This is a genomic window from Marinobacterium weihaiense (genome assembly GCF_019061305.1).
In the GTDB taxonomy this organism is placed as follows: Bacteria; Pseudomonadota; Gammaproteobacteria; order Pseudomonadales; family Balneatricaceae; genus Marinobacterium; species Marinobacterium weihaiense.
Genome location: NZ_JAHQZT010000001.1, coordinates 290,650 through 309,222, shown reverse-complemented (window position 1 = coordinate 309,222; position 18,573 = coordinate 290,650). Strand labels below are relative to the sequence as shown.

At 56.6% G+C, this 18,573-nt stretch carries 19 protein-coding genes; 14 read left to right on the top strand and 5 right to left on the bottom strand.

All coding sequences use genetic code 11. The features are described from left to right. The first annotated feature begins 25 nt into the window (after positions 1-25). The 6 genes from odhB (at position 26) to KTN04_RS01480 (ending at position 6,865) form a co-directional block, all read left to right on the top strand. Positions 26-1,237, top strand: coding sequence for a 2-oxoglutarate dehydrogenase complex dihydrolipoyllysine-residue succinyltransferase (odhB, locus tag KTN04_RS01505; RefSeq protein ID WP_217333434.1), 1,212 nt, complete (start codon positions 26-28; stop codon positions 1,235-1,237). 40 nt (positions 1,238-1,277) lie between these two features. Next, on the top strand, positions 1,278-2,717 hold the full coding sequence (gene lpdA / locus KTN04_RS01500) for a dihydrolipoyl dehydrogenase (RefSeq protein WP_217333433.1): 1,440 nt from the start codon (positions 1,278-1,280) through the stop codon (positions 2,715-2,717). A 125-nt stretch (positions 2,718-2,842) separates the two neighbouring features. Then, the gene (gene sucC / locus KTN04_RS01495) at positions 2,843-4,009 is read left to right on the top strand and encodes an ADP-forming succinate--CoA ligase subunit beta (RefSeq protein ID WP_217333432.1); all 1,167 of its coding nucleotides are present in this window, start codon (positions 2,843-2,845) and stop codon (positions 4,007-4,009) included. A 2-nt stretch (positions 4,010-4,011) separates the two neighbouring features. Further along, positions 4,012-4,893, top strand: a complete 882-nt coding sequence (gene sucD, locus KTN04_RS01490) for a succinate--CoA ligase subunit alpha (protein WP_217333431.1) — start codon at positions 4,012-4,014, stop codon at positions 4,891-4,893. 120 nt (positions 4,894-5,013) lie between these two features. Then, entirely contained in the window at positions 5,014-6,390 is a 1,377-nt protein-coding gene (dbpA, locus tag KTN04_RS01485; RefSeq protein ID WP_217333430.1) for an ATP-dependent RNA helicase DbpA, read from the top strand. Positions 6,391-6,400: 10 nt separating this feature from the next. Continuing rightward, the gene (locus tag KTN04_RS01480) at positions 6,401-6,865 is read left to right on the top strand and encodes a YaiI/YqxD family protein (protein ID WP_217333429.1); all 465 of its coding nucleotides are present in this window, start codon (positions 6,401-6,403) and stop codon (positions 6,863-6,865) included. On the opposite strand, the gene KTN04_RS01475 is transcribed toward KTN04_RS01480, so the two are convergent. Beyond that, entirely contained in the window at positions 6,862-7,185 is a 324-nt protein-coding gene (locus KTN04_RS01475; protein ID WP_217333428.1) for a DUF3301 domain-containing protein, read from the bottom strand. The genes KTN04_RS01480 and KTN04_RS01475 overlap by 4 nt on opposite strands. 123 nt (positions 7,186-7,308) lie before the next feature. Between KTN04_RS01475 and KTN04_RS01470 the strand changes: the two genes are divergently transcribed. Next, positions 7,309-8,778, top strand: coding sequence for a protein adenylyltransferase SelO (locus KTN04_RS01470; RefSeq protein WP_217333427.1), 1,470 nt, complete (start codon positions 7,309-7,311; stop codon positions 8,776-8,778). A gap of 3 nt (positions 8,779-8,781) precedes the next feature. Here KTN04_RS01470 and KTN04_RS01465 read toward each other — a convergent pair whose 3' ends face one another. Then, positions 8,782-9,654, bottom strand: coding sequence for a DMT family transporter (locus tag KTN04_RS01465; protein WP_217333426.1), 873 nt, complete (start codon positions 9,652-9,654; stop codon positions 8,782-8,784). 55 nt (positions 9,655-9,709) lie between these two features. Here KTN04_RS01465 and KTN04_RS01460 point away from each other — a divergent pair, with 55 nt between their 5' ends. From KTN04_RS01460 to KTN04_RS01440, 5 genes are all read left to right on the top strand, one after another. Continuing rightward, positions 9,710-10,429: a DUF599 domain-containing protein gene (locus KTN04_RS01460; protein ID WP_217333425.1), complete on the top strand. Its 720-nt coding sequence runs from the start codon at positions 9,710-9,712 to the stop codon at positions 10,427-10,429. Then, positions 10,426-10,914 (top strand): PaaI family thioesterase, encoded by a 489-nt coding sequence (locus KTN04_RS01455; protein ID WP_217333424.1) that lies wholly within the window; start codon positions 10,426-10,428, stop codon positions 10,912-10,914. Before KTN04_RS01460 ends, KTN04_RS01455 begins: the two co-directional genes overlap by 4 nt. Continuing rightward, positions 10,898-11,359, top strand: coding sequence for a PaaI family thioesterase (locus KTN04_RS01450; RefSeq protein ID WP_217333423.1), 462 nt, complete (start codon positions 10,898-10,900; stop codon positions 11,357-11,359). The genes KTN04_RS01455 and KTN04_RS01450 overlap by 17 nt, the downstream gene beginning before the upstream one ends. Positions 11,360-11,435: 76 nt before the next feature. After that, positions 11,436-13,352 (top strand): molecular chaperone HtpG, encoded by a 1,917-nt coding sequence (gene htpG, locus KTN04_RS01445; RefSeq protein WP_217333422.1) that lies wholly within the window; start codon positions 11,436-11,438, stop codon positions 13,350-13,352. A 135-nt stretch (positions 13,353-13,487) separates the two neighbouring features. Further along, a complete protein-coding gene (locus KTN04_RS01440) occupies positions 13,488-13,784 on the top strand; it encodes a c-type cytochrome (protein ID WP_254262283.1) in 297 nt (98 codons plus the stop codon). 28 nt (positions 13,785-13,812) lie between these two features. Here KTN04_RS01440 and KTN04_RS01435 read toward each other — a convergent pair whose 3' ends face one another. Continuing rightward, complete coding sequence (locus KTN04_RS01435) at positions 13,813-15,018, bottom strand: EAL and HDOD domain-containing protein (protein ID WP_217333420.1); 1,206 nt, start codon at positions 15,016-15,018, stop codon at positions 13,813-13,815. A gap of 163 nt (positions 15,019-15,181) precedes the next feature. Here KTN04_RS01435 and KTN04_RS01430 point away from each other — a divergent pair, with 163 nt between their 5' ends. Next, positions 15,182-16,072, top strand: a complete 891-nt coding sequence (locus KTN04_RS01430; RefSeq protein WP_217333419.1) for a GGDEF domain-containing protein — start codon at positions 15,182-15,184, stop codon at positions 16,070-16,072. A gap of 17 nt (positions 16,073-16,089) precedes the next feature. On the opposite strand, the gene hisC is transcribed toward KTN04_RS01430, so the two are convergent. Both hisC and KTN04_RS01420 read right to left on the bottom strand, forming a co-directional pair. After that, positions 16,090-17,151, bottom strand: a complete 1,062-nt coding sequence (gene hisC / locus KTN04_RS01425) for a histidinol-phosphate transaminase (RefSeq protein WP_217333418.1) — start codon at positions 17,149-17,151, stop codon at positions 16,090-16,092. Between the two features lie 91 nt (positions 17,152-17,242). Beyond that, positions 17,243-17,770: a MarR family winged helix-turn-helix transcriptional regulator gene (locus tag KTN04_RS01420; protein ID WP_217333417.1), complete on the bottom strand. Its 528-nt coding sequence runs from the start codon at positions 17,768-17,770 to the stop codon at positions 17,243-17,245. Positions 17,771-18,051: 281 nt separating this feature from the next. Here KTN04_RS01420 and ectA point away from each other — a divergent pair, with 281 nt between their 5' ends. Next, positions 18,052-18,564, top strand: coding sequence for a diaminobutyrate acetyltransferase (ectA, locus tag KTN04_RS01415; protein ID WP_217333416.1), 513 nt, complete (start codon positions 18,052-18,054; stop codon positions 18,562-18,564). Positions 18,565-18,573 lie beyond the last annotated feature (9 nt).

The following is an 18,573-nucleotide window of genomic DNA, read 5'->3' as shown; positions in this document are numbered from 1 at the left end:
GCGCAGCATTATTAAAGGAAACAGCATGTCCATCGATATCAAAGCGCCGACTTTCCCTGAATCCGTAGCGGACGGCACAGTTGCAACTTGGCACAAGCAGCCTGGCGAAGCCTGCTCCGCTGACGAGCTGATCGTCGACATTGAAACCGATAAGGTCGTTCTGGAAGTGGTTGCACCGGCAGACGGTGTGATCAAGGAAATCGTCAAGGGCGAGGGCGACACCGTTCTGTCCGAAGAGGTTATCGCCATCTTCGAAGCGGGCGCAGCCGCCTCTGAAGCTGCACCGGCTGCCGCTGCACCGGCTGCTGAAGCCGCCGCTGCTCCGGCCGCTGAAACGACAACCGATGCCGACAAGATCGGTCCGGCTGCTCGCAAGCTGATTGAAGAAAACGGTCTGGATGCATCCCAGATCCCGGGTACCGGCAAGAACGGTGGTATCACTAAGGAAGACGTACAGAACTTCATCAAGAACAAGCCTGCTGCGGCTCCGGCTGCTCCGGCTGCCGCTGCGCCGGCACTGAACGTACCGGTGGGCGAGCGCGCCGAGAAGCGTGTTCCGATGACCCGTCTGCGTGCCACCATTGCCAAGCGTCTGGTTGAAGCGCAGCAGAACGCTGCCATGCTGACGACTTACAATGAAGTCAACATGAAGCCGGTCATGGAGCTGCGTAAGCAGTACAAGGACCTGTTCGAGAAGACTCACGGCGCGCGCTTGGGCTTCATGTCCTTCTTCGTCAAGGCAGCTACCGAAGCGCTGAAACGTTTCCCGGCCGTTAATGCCTCCATCGACGGTAACGACATGGTGTACCACGGCTACCAGGACATCGGTGTTGCCGTATCCACCGATCGCGGTCTGATGGTGCCGGTGCTGCGTGACACCGACTCCATGGGTCTGGCAGAAGTGGAAGCCACTATCGCCGACTTCGGCAAGCGTGGCCGTGAAGGCAAGCTGGGCATGGATGACATGCAGGGCGGTACCTTCACCATCACCAACGGTGGTGTATTCGGTTCTCTGATGTCCACCCCGATCCTGAACCCGCCGCAGACAGCAATCCTGGGCATGCACAAGATCCAGGAGCGTCCGATGGCCGTCAACGGTCAGGTTGAAATCCTGCCGATGATGTACCTGGCGCTGTCATATGACCACCGTATGATTGACGGTAAAGAGGCGGTACAATTCCTCGTCACTATCAAGGATCTGCTGGAAGATCCGGCGCGCATGCTGCTGGATGTGTGATCCAACCCGCAATCGAACGAGTGAAAGACAGGATTAACTAATGTCAGATAAATTTGATCTTATTGTAATCGGTGCCGGTCCTGGCGGTTACGTGGCAGCGATCCGTGCTGCTCAGCTGGGCCTGAAAACTGCCTGTGTCGAGAAGTGGGTTGATGACAAGGGTACGGCTGTATTGGGCGGTACCTGCCTGAATGTCGGTTGCATTCCGTCCAAGGCACTGCTGGAAACTACGCACAAGTTTCATGAAGCCCAGCACGGTTTTGCCGCTCAGGGTATCGTGGCTGATAACGTGCACATGGACACCAAGCAGATGGTTGCCCGCAAGGACCAGATCGTCAAGAACCTGACCGGTGGTATCGCTGGTCTGTTCAAGGCGAATGGCGTCACCCTGCTGCAGGGTACCGGTAAACTGCTGGCCAACAAGCAGGTTGAAGTAACGGCTCAGGATGGCAGCACGTCAGTACATGCGGCTGAGAACGTGATTCTGGCCTCCGGTTCCGTGCCGGTCGAGATCCCGCCGGCGCCGCTGACCGAAGGACTGATCCTGGACAACGAAGGCGCGCTGAAGATCGACGAAACGCCGAAGCGCCTGGGTGTCATCGGTGCGGGTGTCATTGGTCTGGAAATGGGTTCTATCTGGGCACGTTGCGGCTCTGAAGTGACCGTGCTGGAAGCGATGGATGACTTCCTGGCACTGGCTGACGTTGATGTCGCCAAAGAAGCCAAGAAACTGCTGACCAAGCAGGGGCTGGATATCAAACTGGGCGCTCGCTGCACCGGCACCGAGATCGTTGACGGCAAGGAAGTGAAGGTCAAGTTCACGGATGCCAACGGCGAACAGGAAATGGTCTTCGACAAACTGATCGTCGCGGTGGGTCGTCGTCCGCAGACTCAGGGTCTGCTGGCTGAAGACAGCGGCGTCAAGCTGGACGAGCGTGGCTTCATTTTTGTGGATGAGAACTGCCGTACCGATGCCCCGGGCGTATTCGCGATTGGCGACAGCGTTCGCGGTCCGATGCTGGCGCACAAGGCATCTGAAGAAGGCATTATGGCAGTCGACATCATTGCTGGTCACAAGGCCGCATTGAACTACGACTGCATCCCGAACATCATCTATACCTTCCCAGAGTTGGCCTGGGTCGGAAAGACCGAGCAGCAGCTGAAGGCAGAGGGTGTCAAGTACAAGGTTGGTAAATTCCCGTTCGCGGCTTCCGGTCGTGCAATGGCAGCCAATGCGACTGACGGTTTCGTCAAGATCATTGCTGATGAAGAAACCGACCGTATTCTGGGCGTTCATATGGTCGGCGGCATTGCCTCCGAGCTGATCGCTCAGGGTGTGATTGCAATGGAATTCTGCTCCAGTGCAGAGGATCTGCAGCTGATGGTATTCGCTCACCCGACCGTCAGCGAAGCTGTCCATGAGGCGGCTCTGGCTGTGGACAATCACGCCATTCACATTGCAAATCGCAAAAAGCGATAACCTGAAGGGTTGGCCTGTCGTGCGGTGACCCCGCCCGGCAGGTTTCTGCAGAGCAAAGAAGTGTCCTTGCCCTGTGCACCAGGGGATTGGGCACCTGTATAACCGATAACAAAACGGATTAGAGCATGAACCTTCACGAGTACCAGGGCAAACAACTGTTTGCCGAATATGGTCTGCCGGTTTCTCAGGGAATCGCGGTAGATACTCCGGAAGCGGCTGCAGAAGCGGCTGAAAAAATTGGCGGTGACAAGTGGGTCGTCAAGGCCCAAGTTCACGCCGGTGGCCGTGGCAAAGCGGGCGGTGTCAAGCTGGTTGACTCTCCGGCTGACGCCAAGGCTTTTGCCGAGAAGTGGTTGGGCGAGCGTCTGGTAACCTATCAGACAGATGCCAACGGTCAGCCTGTTTCCAAAATCCTGGTTGAAACCTGCACCGATATCGCCAATGAGCTGTATCTGGGTGCAGTCGTTGATCGCTCCAGCCGTCGTATCGTGTTCATGGCATCCACCGAAGGTGGTGTCGAAATCGAGAAAGTTGCTGAAGAGACTCCGGAAAAGATCCTGAAAGCAACCATCGATCCGCTGACCGGCGCTCAGCCGTACCAGGGCCGTGAGCTGGCGTTCCAGCTGGGTCTGCAGGGCGACCAGATCAAGCAGTTCGTCAACATCTTCCTGGGTCTGGCGAAGATGTTCGAAGAAAAGGATCTGGCACTGCTGGAAATCAACCCGCTGGTCATCACTGATCAGGGCAACCTGCACTGCCTGGACGCCAAGGTCGTAATCGACGGCAACTCCGTATACCGTCACAAGGATCTGCAGGCCATGCAGGATCCGTCTCAGGAAGACGAGCGTGAAGCACGCGCGGCCGAGTGGGATCTGAACTATGTTGCTCTGACCGGTACTATCGGCTGCATGGTTAACGGTGCGGGCCTGGCAATGGGCACTATGGACATCGTCTCCCTGCACGGTGGCTTCCCGGCCAACTTCCTCGACGTTGGTGGTGGTGCAACCAAGGAACGTGTAACTGAAGCCTTCAAGATCATCCTTGAAGACAGCAAGGTTAAAGCCGTTCTGGTTAACATTTTCGGCGGCATCGTGCGCTGCGACCTGATCGCGGATGGCATCATCGGTGCAGTCAAGGAAGTGGGTGTCAACGTACCGGTTGTTGTACGTCTGGAAGGTAACAACGCTGAACTTGGTGCGCAGAAGCTGGCTGAGTCCGGCCTGGACATCATTGCAGCAACCAGCTTGACTGATGCTGCTCAGCAGGCAGTCAAAGCAGCGGAGGGTAAATAATTATGGCCGTTCTGATCAACAAAGATACCAAAGTCATCTGTCAGGGCTTTACTGGCGGCCAGGGTACTTTCCACTCTGAGCAGGCTATTGCCTACGGTACCAAAATGGTCGGTGGTGTAACGCCGGGCAAGGGCGGTACCGAGCACCTGGGTCTGCCGGTGTTTAACACCGTCAAGGAAGCTGTTGAAGCCACTGGCGCTGAAGCATCTGTCATCTACGTTCCGGCTCCGTTCTGCAAGGATTCCATCCTGGAAGCCGCAAACGCCGGTATCAAGCTGATCGTCTGCATTACCGAGCACATTCCGGTGATGGACATGCTGCAGTGCAAGGTCAAGTGTGACGAACTGGGCGTACGCCTGATCGGCCCGAACTGCCCGGGCGTGATCACTCCGGGTGAGTGCAAGATCGGCATCATGCCGGGTCACATCCACCTGCCGGGCAAAGTCGGTATCGTTTCCCGTTCCGGTACCCTGACATACGAAGCGGTCAAGCAGACGACTGACGCCGGTTTCGGTCAGTCTACCTGTGTCGGTATCGGTGGTGACCCGATCCCGGGCTCCAACTTCATCGACATTCTGGAAATGTTCCAGAACGACCCGCAGACCGAAGCGATCGTCATGATCGGTGAGATCGGTGGTTCTGCCGAGGAAGAAGCGGCTGCCTACATCAAGGCAAACGTAACCAAGCCGGTTGTTTCCTACATCGCGGGTGTTACTGCACCTCCGGGCAAGCGCATGGGCCACGCCGGTGCGATCATCTCCGGTGGCAAGGGTACTGCGGATGAGAAGTTCGCGGCTCTGGAAGACGCGGGCGTGAAGACTGTTCGTTCTCTTGCTGACATTGGCAAGGCTCTGGCCGAAGTCACTGGCTGGGAAATGAAGTAAGATTCTTCTGATCTGTAAAAAAGGCAGCTTCGGCTGCCTTTTTTTGTATCTGTCTCGGGCCTGACACCGGCATTCTGTTAGAATGTCTTTTTTGTGTCACGCCACCGACAGGTAACCCACTTGAGTCAACTGCCTTTCTCCCATCTTGCGCTCAAACCCGAACTGCTGCGCAACCTGGATTCCCTCGAATACCACTACATGACTCCGATTCAGCAAGATAGCCTGCCGGTTATTCTCGCGGGGCGTGACCTGATTGCACAGGGCAAGACTGGCTCGGGTAAAACCGCTGCATTCGGGCTCGGGCTGTTACAGGGGCTCGACAGCAGCCGTTTCCATGTGCAGTCGCTGGTGCTGTGTCCGACACGTGAACTGGCAGACCAGGTAGCGCAGGAGCTGCGTCGACTGGCGCGTCAGATTGCCAATGTAAAGGTATTGACGCTCTGCGGTGGCATGCCGCTTGGCCCCCAGATCGGTTCCCTGGAGCACGGTGCCCATATCGTCGTCGGTACCCCGGGGCGCATTGAGGAACATCTGCGCAAAGGCACCCTCAGGCTCAATCGCCTGCAGACGCTGGTGCTGGATGAAGCCGATCGGATGCTGGAGATGGGCTTCCAGGACGCGGTTGATGCCATTGTTGCGACGACACCGGAACAGCGGCAGACGCTGTTGTTCAGTGCCACCTACCCGCAATCGATTGAAGCCATTGCGGCCCGTATCATGCGTGAGCCGGTGAAGGTTGAAGTCGAGGCGCTGCACCAAAACACCAGCATCCAGCAGCACTTCCACCTAGTTGAAGATGAGCAGCGAGACGATGCGGTGACCCGGCTGGTTTTTCACTATCGTCCCGTGTCGGCCGTTGTCTTCTGTAATACCAAGCAGGAGGTGCGCGATCTGGAAGGTTACCTGCAGCAGAGTGGCATAGCGGCGGTTGCGCTGCACGGTGATCTTGATCAGCGTCAGCGTGATCAGACATTGGTGCGTTTTGCCAACCAGAGTGCATCGGTGCTGGTGGCGACCGATGTGGCGGCCCGTGGCCTGGATATCGAAGGGCTGGACTTGGTTATCAATCACCGCCCCTCCAAGGAAGCCCAGGTGCATGTGCATCGCATCGGGCGCACCGGGCGAGCCGGCCAGAGCGGTATGGCGGTGACGCTATTCAACGAGCGTGAACGTTTCAAGCTGGCGGGAGTTGAAGCGCAGATGGACATGATCATCACGCCGACGGCCCTGCCCAAGGGAAGTGCTGCCACCGACTACCGCCCCCCCATGGCAACGCTGCAGCTGGATGTCGGCAAGAAGCAGAAGATACGTCCGGGGGATATACTGGGTGCGCTGACCAAAGGCGGTGAGCTGACAGGAGATCAGGTTGGCAAGATTCGCGTGTTCGATTTCTGTAGTTATGTGGCGGTCAGCCGACCGGTTGCGCGCGATGCCGTACGTGTGCTCTCCCAAGGCAAGGTCAAGGGCCGTAGCTGCCGGGTGCGTCAGTTGCGCTGAGGAGTCCTGAATGAAGATTCTGGTCGATGCAGACGCCTGTCCGGTCGTGATCAAGGAAATTTTATTTCGTGCGGCAGAGCGCAGCGGGCTTGAATTGACACTCGTCGCCAATCAGCCTCTGAAAGTTCCGCCTGCTGCCAATATTCGTGCCATTCAGGTAGCGGCCGGTTTTGACGTGGCGGATCATGAGATTGTCCGCCGGGTCGAAGCGGGTGACCTGGTCATAACGGGTGATATTCCCCTGGCGGCGGAGGTGCTCGAGAAGGGCGGCATGGCGTTGACGGCACGTGGCGAGCGCTTCACGGCCGAGAACATCCGTGCTCGGCTGAACATGCGTGACTTCATGGAAACCCTGCGTGCCAGTGGTGTCCAGAGCGGCGGTCCGGCAGCCCTTAACCAGTCTGATCGCCAGCAGTTTGCCAACCAGCTTGATCGCCTGATCACGCGCGCCTTGCGCGCGGCTTCATCAGACTAATCCACTCGGTACGGGGCAAGCTGCAGGTTCGTCATGCATCGCCCCTTCAATTCGATATGGCCCGGGTAACGGTCATCTCCGGTTGAAGTGAAGTAGAATCGGTAGCGGCGCAACATTATCAGTCGGCCGCTGCTGGAGTCACGAATCGGCCTAATGTGCTCCAGCGCGATACTCTCGTCCAGAAGTTGTACATCCCGCTCATCACAGGCTTTGATGACCTTGCGCGTGGCCCACTCGCGCATTTTAAGGTTGTGCCACCAGCTAAAACACAGCAGCGTTACCAATGTCAGCCAGAATAGATCTGCCAGTTCAATCCACATGCATAGCTCCTTTTTCGCACGCAGCTTAACAGGGTGGTGCCGAAAAATAACCCTGAAACCAGGGGGCTGAAAATACCTGATTAAAATGCTAGGGTATAGTCGAAATGGAACAGGAGAGTGGTGATGAATACCGGTAGAACACTGGATCAGCTCAATTTCGATAATAGCTATGCACGCCTTCCGGCACACTGGTTTCAGCGCACTGCCATTCAGCCATTGAAAAATGCTCACCTGATCGCTTTCAGCGCCGATGTGGCCAGCCGTATCGGCATGGATGCCTGTGCCGTCTCGCCTCAGGCGCTGGCAGACTGTTGCAATGGGCAGCAGCCCCTGCCGGGTACCGAGCCGCTGGCGATGAAGTATACCGGGCATCAGTTCGGCAGCTACAATCCCGATCTGGGTGATGGTCGAGGCGTTCTGTTGGGGGAAGTCCTGAATGCGCAGGGGGAGCGCTACGACCTGCATGTGAAAGGCGCCGGCAAAACGGCCTTCTCGCGTTTCGGCGATGGCCGCGCCGTGCTGCGCTCCAGCATACGCGAGTACCTCGCCGGCGAGGCAATGGCGGGGCTGGGCATACCAACGACCCGTGCGCTTTGTCTGGTTGGCAGTGAGGACTATACCCTGCGCAACGGCATGGAACCTTGTGCCCTATTGATGAGGGTAACGCCCTGTCACGTGCGTTTCGGTCATTTCGAGTATTTTTACTATTCAGGTCAGCATGAGGATTTGCGACGGCTGGCTGATTACTGTCTGCAGCGCTATTTCCCGCAGCTGAAGGCAGATGTACAACCGTATAGGGCGATGTACCGCGAGGTATTGGAACGCACGGCGCGACTGTCGGCAGCCTGGCAGGCTTATGGTTTTGTGCACGGTGTTCTCAACACGGACAACATGTCACTTATCGGCGAGACCTTCGACTTCGGCCCTTATACCTTTCTGGATCATTATGAGCCTGATCATGTCGCCAACAAGAATGATCATCAGGCACGCTATGCTTTCAGCAAGCAGCCCTCCATTGTACTTTGGAACCTGGCCGCACTGGCGCAGGCGATGTTGCCGCTGGTTGAGCGCGCCGAACTGGAGGCCGAGCTGGACCGATTCGAGTCCCTGTACCAAGCGGCTTATCTTGAGCGTATGAAGGCGCGCCTGGGGCTGCAGGCGGTTGAGCCCGATGATCAAGCCCTGGTGGATCGGCTGGTTGATATCTGGACCCGGCAACGTATCGATCACAACCGGTTCCTGCGTCAGTTGAGCGAGTGGCAGCAGGATGGCGATGATGAAGCCATGTTGAGCCAGGCAACGCAACCGGATATGTTGCGCGAGTGGCTGGCAGCATATCGGACCCGCCTGGCGGCAGAGGCGGCCAGTGCGCCTATGCGCTGTCAGCAAATGCGGTCGGTGAATCCGCGTTTCATCCTGCGCAACTACATGGCGGAAGAGGTCATTCGTGAGGCGCACCAGGGGGATTATCGCCCGCTGCAGGCCCTGTTGCCGCTGCTACGCCATCCGAGCGATTCTCATCCCGGATTCGAGCGATTCGCCGGGCCGCCGCCGAACTGGGCCGAGTCCATTCATCTGACCTGTTCGTCCTGATGTTCAGTGGCGGCTCTGCAGGCGGGCGCCTATCCACACTGAACTGATACCGCCGAGCATCACCAGCCCGATACCGGCCCAGGCTATGGACGTTGGTACCTGGTCCCAGATCAGCCATCCCCACAGGCCGGTCAGCACCACGCCGAAATAGCTCAGTGGTGCGATGACTGATGCAGGGGCATGGCTGTAGGAGCGGGTATAGAGCCACATGGTTAGCCAGATAGATCCTGCAATGAGTACCAGGTAAGGAATGCTCTGGAGCGGCAGCGGTTGCCACTGCAACAGCGCCAGCGGCAGCGCGGCCAGCGTTGAAATCAGAAAGTAATAGAACAGAATGCGGTTGACCGGCTCGGTCTCCGTCAGGGCGCGGGTGCTGACAATGGACCCGGCCAGCGTGAGGGCGGCCATGAACCCCACCAGGTGCCAGCGGCTGAAGCCTTCTCCCTCCGGCTGCATGATCAGTGCGATGCCGATGAACCCCAGCAGCAGCGGCAGCCAGCTGAGCCAGTGCAGGCCGACACGATGCCACACCAGCAGCCACAGCGGAACACACAGCGGTGCGGCATTGCGCAGCAGGGCAGCATCCACCAGCGGAATTTTCTCCAGTGCCAGGTAATAGGTGTAAAAGCAGGCCCAACCACACAGCCCGCGCAGCAAGTGAGTGCCGATGCGGGTGGTTTTAAGTGCTGTGAGTCCGGCCTGTCGCAACCAGGGCAGCATCACCAGCACGCACAGCAGGTACTGAAAAAAAACGATCATCTCTATGCTGACGCTGGCGGATGTCAGTTTGATCAGTACGGCGGCCAGACTCATGACCACTGTGGTCGCCAGTGCAAAGGTAGCACCGACGGGGATATTGTGACTGCTGGAAGACACTGAAACCCAATCCCTGTAAATTATGCGCATGCCAAGATCGACATCGGAGTAATGGATGGAAAAAGCGTTGTTGCTGCTGCAGGACAACTGGGGCAATGCCCTGGGGCTGGCCTGGTTTGTGCTGTGTTTTCGCGGCTACATGTACTATTCGGCCTATAAAAGCCATACCACGCCGTGCCTGGTGAGCATGCTGCATCTGTATCGCACTGAGTGGATGACCCGCATGTTATCACGCGAGGTGCGAATTGCGGATACGACCGCCATTGCTAACCTGGAGCGCAGCGTGGCCTTTTTCGCGTCGACCACCATCCTGGTGCTGGCAGGCTTGATGACGGTGATGAGCTCGGCTGAAAAGGCGATCAACCTGGTGCAGGATCTGCCCTTTGTCGTGGTGGCGACGCGCCAGGAGTGGGAGCTCAAACTGTTGCTGCTGGTCGTTCTGTTCATCTACGCCTTTTTCAAGTTTACCTGGAGTCTGCGTCAGTACGGCTTTGTATCCGTGATGATCGGTGGGGCTCCGCTGCCGGCGGAGCAGCCTTCGCCGGCTCAGCTCAAGGCCCATGCCGATCGCATTGCCACGATGGCTTCGATGGCCGCCCACAATTTCAACCTGGGTTTGAGAACTTACTACTTCAGCATCTCGGTGCTGGGCTGGTTCATCAATCCCTGGGTGTTCATGCTGCTGACGTCCACCATCGTGGTTGTGCTGTATCGGCGTGAATTTACCTCTTCTACGCTGAAGACACTGATGATGAGTTCCGGGAGCGAATCGTGATCGACAATGAGTACTACCTGGCCCGCTGCCGTCGTTTTCTGGCAGCGCAGCCACATATGCGCAAGCTGGGCATCCGCGTGATCCAGGCCCAGCAGAGTCGGGTCACGCTGGTGTTGCCGGTGCAGTCGCAGCTGATCAGCGAAGGCCTGGACACCTACCTTCATGGCGGCGTATTGACCACACTGGTTGACGCGGCCAGCAGCGCCTCCACCCTGTGTGCGCTTGAAGCCTTCGAGCTCTGTCCGACCCTGGACTTGCGCATTGACCATATGCGCACCCCGGTGCAGAGCCAGCCTCTGTATGTGGCAGCAGAATGCTACCGGGTAACACGCAGCGTTCTATTCACACGGGCATCCGTGTACCAGGAAGATCCTTCCCGGCCGATGGCCTACGGCATTGCGACCTTCATGCGTCCTGAAGGGGGCGCGGAGGATTCTCTCTTTGCGCGTCTGATTGATGGAGATGAACATGCAACAGTTGATTGAGCTGGTCGCCGACGCCAAGCGCAGCGGTGATTATCAGCCGCTCGTCGATCTGATTCCCTATGCGCGTCTGTTGGGTGTGCAATGTGTCTGTTATGGCGAGGAAATCATTTTCCGTCTGCCGGCCAGTGGTGATCATATCGGCAACCCCACGATTCCGGCCATCCACGGTGGCGTGATTGCGGCGTTCATGGAGTTGACGGCACAGTTCCAGCTGACCCTGCAGATGCCTCAGCCGGGGCTGGCCAAGATCATCGATTTCTCGCTGGATTACATGCGTGCCGGACTGGATCGTGATACCTATGCCATCTGTCATATCAGCCGTCAGGGGCGCCGTGTCGGCAACTGTTCGGTGCTGGCGTGGCAGGAGCGTAAGAGCAAGCCCATTGCCCAGGCGCGCGCGCATTTTCTGCTGGAAAGCGAAAACCTGCAATTTAAGGCAGACTAACCCCTTGAAAACGCAACACCGGCCCTTATATCAGTGAGGGTTGAATGTTTGTTTTCGGAGGTTAGGTAAGCCCGCCATGACTACAGAAACTCAGAAAGAAACCCTTGGTTTTCAGACAGAAGTGAAGCAGCTTCTGCACCTGATGATCCACTCGCTGTACTCCAACAAGGAAATTTTCCTGCGCGAGCTGATCTCCAATGCGTCGGATGCATCCGAAAAGCTGCGCTTTGAAGCCCTGAACAATGATGCGCTGTACGAAGGGGATACCGATCTCGACATTCGTATCGAATTCGACAAGGATGCCGGTACCGTCACCATCGAAGATCGCGGCATCGGCATGAATCGCCAGGATGTTATCGAGCACCTGGGCACCATCGCCAAGTCCGGCACGGCGGGCTTCCTGTCCAGCCTGACCGGTGACCAGGCCAAGGACAGCCAACTGATCGGCCAGTTCGGTGTCGGTTTCTATTCAGCCTTCATCGTGGCGCAGCGTGTGGATGTTTATACCCGTCGTGCCGGTGAAGCGGCTGAAAATGGCGTGCACTGGTCGTCCACCGGTGAGGGTGACTTCACCATCGCCAACATCGATAAGGCTCAGCGCGGTACTCGTATCGTGCTGAAGCTGAAGGAAGGTGAAGAAGAGTTTGCCGATGGCTTCCGTCTGCGCTCCTTGGTACGCAAGTACTCCGACCACATCTCCATTCCGGTCAAGATGTTGAAGGAAGAGCTGCCGGGCAGCGAGGAAGAGGGTGAAGAAGCACAGAAGGCGCCTGAACTGGAAAGCGTCAACTCGGCGACCGCGCTCTGGACCCGCTCCAAGTCCGACCTCAATGATGAGGAGTATCAGGAATTCTACAAGCACATTTCGCATGACTTTGCCGATGCGCTGACCTGGTCTCACAACAAGGTTGAGGGCAATCTGGAATACACCAGTCTGCTGTATGTGCCCGAGAATGCACCCTATGATCTGTGGAACCGTGAAGCGCCGCGTGGCCTCAAGCTGTATGTGCAGCGGGTGTTCATCATGGACCAGGCGGATCAGTTCCTGCCGCTGTACCTGCGCTTCATCAAGGGTGTTGTGGACAGCAACAACCTGTCCCTGAATGTGTCCCGTGAAATCCTGCAGAAAGACCCCAGCGTGGATAAGCTGCGTTCCGCGCTGACGAAGCGCGTGCTGGACATGCTGGCGAAGCTGGCCAAGAACGATGCTGACAAGTATGCCACTTTCTGGAAGGCTTTTGGCCAGGTGATGAAAGAAGGCCCGGCTGAGGATATGGCCAACCGCGACAAGATTCTCAAGTTGCTGCGCTTTGCTTCGACCCATAGTGGTACAGCTGAACAGAATGTTTCGCTGGAAGAGTACATCGGTCGCATGCAGGAAGGTCAGAAGAAGATCTACTACGTGGTCGCCGATAATTTCAATACCGCCAAGAACAGCCCGCACCTGGAGGTGTTCCGCAAGAAAGGTATTGAAGTGCTGCTGCTGTCTGACCGTATCGATGAGTGGATGATGAGTCAGCTGTTCGACTTCGACGGCCACAACTTCCAGGATGTCACCAAGGGTGAGCTGGATCTGGGTGAGACCGAGTCCGAGGAAGAGAAGCAGAAGCTGGAAGAAGTGGCCAAGGAGCACGAAGGCCTGATCGAGCGCTTGGGCAAGGTGCTGGAAGACAGGGTCGAGTCGGTACGTATCACTCACCGTCTGACGGATTCTCCGGCCTGCCTGGTGATTGGCGACTATGACATGGGGCTGCAGATGCGCCGTATCATGGAAGCGGCGGGGCAGCCGGTACCGGAGAGCAAGCCCATTTTCGAGATCAACCCGGAGCACCCGCTGATCAACAAGCTAGACCAAGAGCCGGATGAAGACCGCTTTGGCGAGCTGGCGCTGGTACTCTTTGATCAGGCGGGCCTGGCCGCTGGTGCCAACCTGGACGATCCGGCCAGCTATGTGCAGCGCTTGAACAAGCTGCTGCTAGAACTGAGCAGCTGAGTCGATTGAACTGCAAAGCTGTATGAAAAGGGCGACTTTCGAGTCGCCCTTTTTCGTTTGTCTGTCACAGGTCATGGGGCATGATGGCGCCAGCGTTTATGCTGAAGCGAGCATGAACAATAAGGGATGAGTGTGATGAAAAGACTGTTGATACTGTCAAGTGCTGTTGCAATGTCATTGTCGGCTCAGGCCATGACGGCGGATGCCGTTGTTGAAAAGCATTGTGTGGCCTGTCATCAGGCCGGTTTGGGCGGGGCTCCCAAGCCGGATGACAAAGCGGCTTGGGCATCGAGGATTGCCACCGGTGTCGATGCGATGACGCAGACGGTCTTGACCGGCAAGGGCGCCATGCCGCCGAAGGGCACGTGCGGCAGTTGCGACGAAGAACAGTTGAAAGCGGCCGTAGAGGCGATGGTTGCACCGCTGAAATAAGGTGTGACGAGCAGCGGCCGGGCCGATGTCAGGCCAGACTCAGCAGTTGCATCGACTCGCGCGTCCACTCAAGACTGTCGAGGTAGCAGCGTTGCAGTTGGCTCGCTTGCCGGTCGGTGCGCTGCCAGTTGCCGTGGACGAACGCTTCGACCTGTTCCAGCAGGCGCCCCAGCTCACCCTCGCGGTAGAGCAATGCCTGATGAAGGTGATGCTCCAGATCCAGTAGTGACAGCAGTTGAGTTTGGGTCATATCCATCATGGCGTCCATATGCAGCAGCAGGCCTGCCATGAAGGCTGCGCCCGAATCCACGGCCTCGCTTGTTTCCGCCAGCTGTTCACAAAAGCGTGCTAGCAGCAGTATCTGTCGAATCAGTTCGCTGGGTTTGCCATGACTTTCGGCCAGCATGATCAACGAGATCCAGCGTTTCAGTTCCGTGAGCCCTATATAGACAAGGGCCTCGTGCAGGTTGCTGACCTTGTGCTGGAGTCCGAAGGCTGCCGAGTTGGTCAGTCGCAGTAGTTTGAAACTGAGTGCGGGGTCGCGGGCGATCAGTGTTTTCAGTTGCTCCAGTGTGCAATCAGGACGACTCAAGTAGCTCATTAGCTGACCCAGAATCATTTTATTGCTGCTAACGGGGTGCCCCTTGAGCAGTTCGGGTTTGCTAAAAAAGAAGCCCTGGAACAGCTCGCAGCCCAGTTCTTTGCATAGCCTGTACTCTTTGAAGGTTTCAACCTTTTCGGCCAGTAATGTGGTGCGAAACGGCTTGAGTCGTTCAATCTGCTCGGCCAGTTGTATATGGGTCATGGTGCGGACATCCAGCTTGATGATGTGGGCAAGCTCCACCAGTGGTTTTAGCTCGGGCCGATAGCTGAAATCATCCAGCGCCAGCCGAAAGCCTGCGTTGCGCAAGCGTTTCAGTGCGGCGATCAGTTGGGGGGTCGGCTTGCAGTCCTCAAGTACCTCGATCACAACTTCCTTGGGTGACAGGTGTGGCAGGGTGTCCGATTCAAGCATCGTTTGGCTGAAATTGATGAATGCCGGGAGTACGCGCAGACTGCCTCTATCAATAATACTGGTGTAGGAATGGAGAATAACGCGGCTACTGGCCTGTTCGCCGCTGATCATGGGCAGAGGGTTGAGACCATCTTCACTGCGGTACAGCAGTTCATATGCCACGACCTTGAGTGTGGTATCAAAAATGGGTTGGCGCGCCATCAGAATCTTATCGGGCATTGTCTGTGCTCAAGAGGAAAACGGTTGTTTTCATGTATGTATTTTGAGTCAAGCGGTGGCTCGTTAAAATAGTATAGTCTTCACTGTATGCAAAGCAGACAAGCTGCAGCAGGAGAGCGTGCAAAGGGGTTGCATGCACCCTGTGCCCATCTGGAGAACAAATATGAATACAGATGCCTTTGAAGCGCGCTACAACAGCCTTTTGAGTGCTAGCCTCGACCCGGTCATGATTCTGGATAACGAAACCGTTGTAGCCGTTGGTGGCAGTGTCGACTGGTGTCAGCCTGAGCATTTGCTGGGTGCGTCTTTGTCGTCCCTGCTGGCGGATGACCTGCTGGAGCGTTTCCGCAGTGCGCTGGTCGAGTTGTCGCAGGGCGAAGAATGGATTGAGTTGGAATATCAATTGCGACCTGAGCATTTGCCCGTGTTGCGTGAAAAGGGGTTGTCCGAAGCCTGCTGGTTTCAAGGGCGATTGGTGATGACGGAGCAGGGCGAGGTGGTCTGGAGTGCCCGTGATATTACCGCGCAAAAGCATCTGGAACGAAAGGTGTCACATCAGTCACAGCGTGATCCTCTGACGGGTGCCTATAACCGCCGTGCCATGATTCCGGTACTGGAGGTTTCAGTTGCTCAGGCGTTGCGCTATGACGGTGCTGCCAGTGTACTGCTAATCGATATCGATGGCTTCAGCAAGTTCAATGAGCAGCATGGCTGGGACGCCGGTGATCAGGTCTTGCAGCAAACGGTGAGTACCTTGCATCAACTGAAGCGTACCTCTGACTTTCTAGCGCGTTACGCGGATGATCAGCTGGTGATGGTATTGCCTGAAACCAACCATGAGCAGGGCGTGTTGGCTGCTGAGCGTGTACGAACGGCGATTGCTGAGCTGGAGCTTCCTCATGCAACGGGCAATCTGTCCTGGACCGTCAGCATTGGTGTCGCTTCGGCGGTGAGGCTGGATGACAGCGCGGTATCGTTGATGAAACGGGCGCGTGAGCACTTGATTATTGCGCAGCACAGCGGACGCAATCGAGTGGAGGGTGAGGCGCTATAATGCGCCTCACGGCATGATCAAAGCGAGGGATGTTGCTTGAGGCACTCGATCAAACGAGTCATTTCATCAGGCGTGCCGATGGTAATGCGCAGATGATTGTCGATGCCGGGTTTGGTGAAGTGACGGACCAGGATGCGGTTATCGCGCAGGTACTGCATCAGCTCGGCAGCCGCCACCTCCGAGTGACTGGTAAAAACAAAGTTGGTCTGCGAGGGCAGCACCTCGAACCCCAAGGATGTCAGCTGCTCACAGGTCCACTCACGCGTATCCATAACCTGCTGAACGCAGTGCTGAAAGTAACCGCGATCCTGCAGGGCCGCAATGGCGGTCTGTTGAGCCAGCATGTCCAACGGATAAGAGTTGAAGCTGTTCTTGACCCGTTCCAGAGCTTCAATCAATTTCGGGTGGCCATAGGCGTAACCTACGCGCATGCCTGCGAGCGAACGTGATTTCGAGAAGGTCTGGGTAACCAGCAGGTTGGGGTAGCGGTCAACCAGTTGGCTGGCGCTTTCGGCGCCGAAATCGACATAGGCCTCGTCAACCACGACTACCGAATGTGTGTTACGAATCAGCAGATCGCTGATCTGCTCTAGCGTTAGCCCGACCCCTGTCGGCGCATTCGGGTTTGCGAAGATGATGCCGCCATTTTCGCTGCTGTAGGCGTCAAGATCGATGCGGTAATCATCAGTCAGCGGAATGTGCCGGGCATCGATGTTGAACAGGTCAATGTAGACATTGTAAAAGCTGTAGGTCGTTTCAGGCAGCAGTAGCGGCTGTTCATGGCGCAGCAATGCCATGAAGGTCAGTGCCAGTACTTCATCAGAGCCGTTGCCGACAAAAACTTGGTCCCGCGACAACCCTGCCTCGTCTGCCAGTGCTTGCTTGAGCGCGTGACAGTCGGGGTCCGGATACAGGCGCAGGCGCTCTGTATCAAACTCACGCAACACTGCTTCCACGGCCGGTGCTGGCGGGTAAGGGTTTTCGTTGGTATTCAGCTTGATCAGGCCATCCACCTTGGGTTGCTCCCCCGGGGTGTAGGGCACCAAGGACTGAATAGCCGGACTCCAGAATTGACTCATCTTCTACCGTCCATCCACACATGCAAAGCCATCATCATAGCAGAGGGCGTGTGTGGGCAACAGGTATCACTTGGCGGCGCCAGGGCGCTGCTCAGTTGCGAGTACTGTTGCGTGACTGACGCAGGTATTCGGGAATATGGCTGTCGCTGGTGCGGTCCAGGGCGCCTATATCCAGCATGGGCGCTGCATCAAGGTGGTGTGCCCCCAGGATGTGCGATACATGTTCCAGTGCGGCCACGATCATTGACTGTTCCCAGTCGTGCATGTCTTCAAACTGTCGGATGAAGGTGTCCTGCAACGTAGCGGGGGCCGACTTGAGCAACTCCAGCCCCTCTTCTGTCGGGCATGCCAGAACCTTGCGCTTGTCGGTGTTGCTACGCTCGCGGCGCACAAGCCCCTTGCGCTCCAGGCGATCAAGAATGCTGGTTACCGTGGCCTGGGCCAGATTCATTTCTTTTGCCAGCATGCCGATGGTCAGCGGGCCGTTGATACGCAGTGTTTGCATGGTCATCAGCTGCGGCATGGTGAGACCTGTCATGCGACTCAAATGCTTGTCGTGCAGGTCTGTGGCTCGAATGATCTGGCGCAGTAATACCAGCGCGTCCTGACTCTTTTCCATAGCGCTTGGAAGGTTCTCCGGTACGGGTTTCAGTTGTGCGCGCTTTTTAGCCTGATTCGTTGAGTAATGCAAAATAACTTTACTACTCCGGATTTAATGTTTTGTAATGCAATGCAATAGGTGTTAGACCTTTGTATTAGTGCATTGGGCCTGTGAGACCACAAATACAGTGCTTTATGGGCGTTACAATCTTAAGTCATGCGATCACTTGCATGCTTGAAATGTCATTCTAGATATGTTTTATACTAAAAACCATAGCAAGGCTAAATAAATCAAATACTATGGAATCTGACATTTTTACGTTACGTAAGCCTGAGGCCACTGACGGCTTCGCACTCAACAAACTCGTCGAGCGTTGTTCTCCCCTCGACCCGAACTCCATTTACTGCAACCTCCTGCAGTGCAGCCACTTTGCCGACACCGGTATCGCGGCGGAAGATGAAGATGGCGATCTGGTTGGTTTTATCTCCGGATACCGGCCACCCGAGCGCCCCGATACGCTGTTCGTCTGGCAGGTTGCTGTTGATTCACGCTGTCGCGGCAAGAAACTGGCACAGAAGATGTTGCTGGCACTGACCGAGCGCTTGGCGCCAGAGGGTATTCAGTACATCGAAACCACCATTACGCCGGGCAACGTTGCCTCTGAAACCCTTTTTGCGCGTGTGTTCGCCGCCTTGTCAGCGCCAGTTGAGCGCTCGGTACTGTTCTCACGCGACGAGCATTTTGACGGTCTGCATGACGATGAAGTTTTGTACCGCGCAGGTCCGTTCAAGCTCACTACACCGAATTCATAATCAGGAGAG

What these genes read in the sequence shown, in the direction of transcription:
- KTN04_RS01470 (WP_217333427.1), top strand. Translation starts at nt 7,309, where the DNA reads ATGAATACCGGTAGAACACTGGATCAGCTCAATTTCGATAATAGCTAT.
- sucD (WP_217333431.1), top strand. Translation starts at nt 4,012, where the DNA reads ATGGCCGTTCTGATCAACAAAGATACCAAAGTCATCTGTCAGGGCTTT.
- sucC (WP_217333432.1), top strand. Translation starts at nt 2,843, where the DNA reads ATGAACCTTCACGAGTACCAGGGCAAACAACTGTTTGCCGAATATGGT.
- KTN04_RS01450 (WP_217333423.1), top strand. Translation starts at nt 10,898, where the DNA reads ATGCAACAGTTGATTGAGCTGGTCGCCGACGCCAAGCGCAGCGGTGAT.
- htpG (WP_217333422.1), top strand. Translation starts at nt 11,436, where the DNA reads ATGACTACAGAAACTCAGAAAGAAACCCTTGGTTTTCAGACAGAAGTG.
- odhB (WP_217333434.1), top strand. Translation starts at nt 26, where the DNA reads ATGTCCATCGATATCAAAGCGCCGACTTTCCCTGAATCCGTAGCGGAC.
- lpdA (WP_217333433.1), top strand. Translation starts at nt 1,278, where the DNA reads ATGTCAGATAAATTTGATCTTATTGTAATCGGTGCCGGTCCTGGCGGT.
- KTN04_RS01420 (WP_217333417.1), bottom strand. Translation starts at nt 17,770, where the DNA reads ATGGAAAAGAGTCAGGACGCGCTGGTATTACTGCGCCAGATCATTCGA.
- KTN04_RS01440 (WP_254262283.1), top strand. Translation starts at nt 13,488, where the DNA reads ATGAAAAGACTGTTGATACTGTCAAGTGCTGTTGCAATGTCATTGTCG.
- ectA (WP_217333416.1), top strand. Translation starts at nt 18,052, where the DNA reads ATGGAATCTGACATTTTTACGTTACGTAAGCCTGAGGCCACTGACGGC.
- KTN04_RS01480 (WP_217333429.1), top strand. Translation starts at nt 6,401, where the DNA reads ATGAAGATTCTGGTCGATGCAGACGCCTGTCCGGTCGTGATCAAGGAA.
- KTN04_RS01430 (WP_217333419.1), top strand. Translation starts at nt 15,182, where the DNA reads ATGAATACAGATGCCTTTGAAGCGCGCTACAACAGCCTTTTGAGTGCT.
- KTN04_RS01435 (WP_217333420.1), bottom strand. Translation starts at nt 15,018, where the DNA reads ATGCCCGATAAGATTCTGATGGCGCGCCAACCCATTTTTGATACCACA.
- KTN04_RS01460 (WP_217333425.1), top strand. Translation starts at nt 9,710, where the DNA reads ATGGAAAAAGCGTTGTTGCTGCTGCAGGACAACTGGGGCAATGCCCTG.
- hisC (WP_217333418.1), bottom strand. Translation starts at nt 17,151, where the DNA reads ATGAGTCAATTCTGGAGTCCGGCTATTCAGTCCTTGGTGCCCTACACC.
- KTN04_RS01475 (WP_217333428.1), bottom strand. Translation starts at nt 7,185, where the DNA reads ATGTGGATTGAACTGGCAGATCTATTCTGGCTGACATTGGTAACGCTG.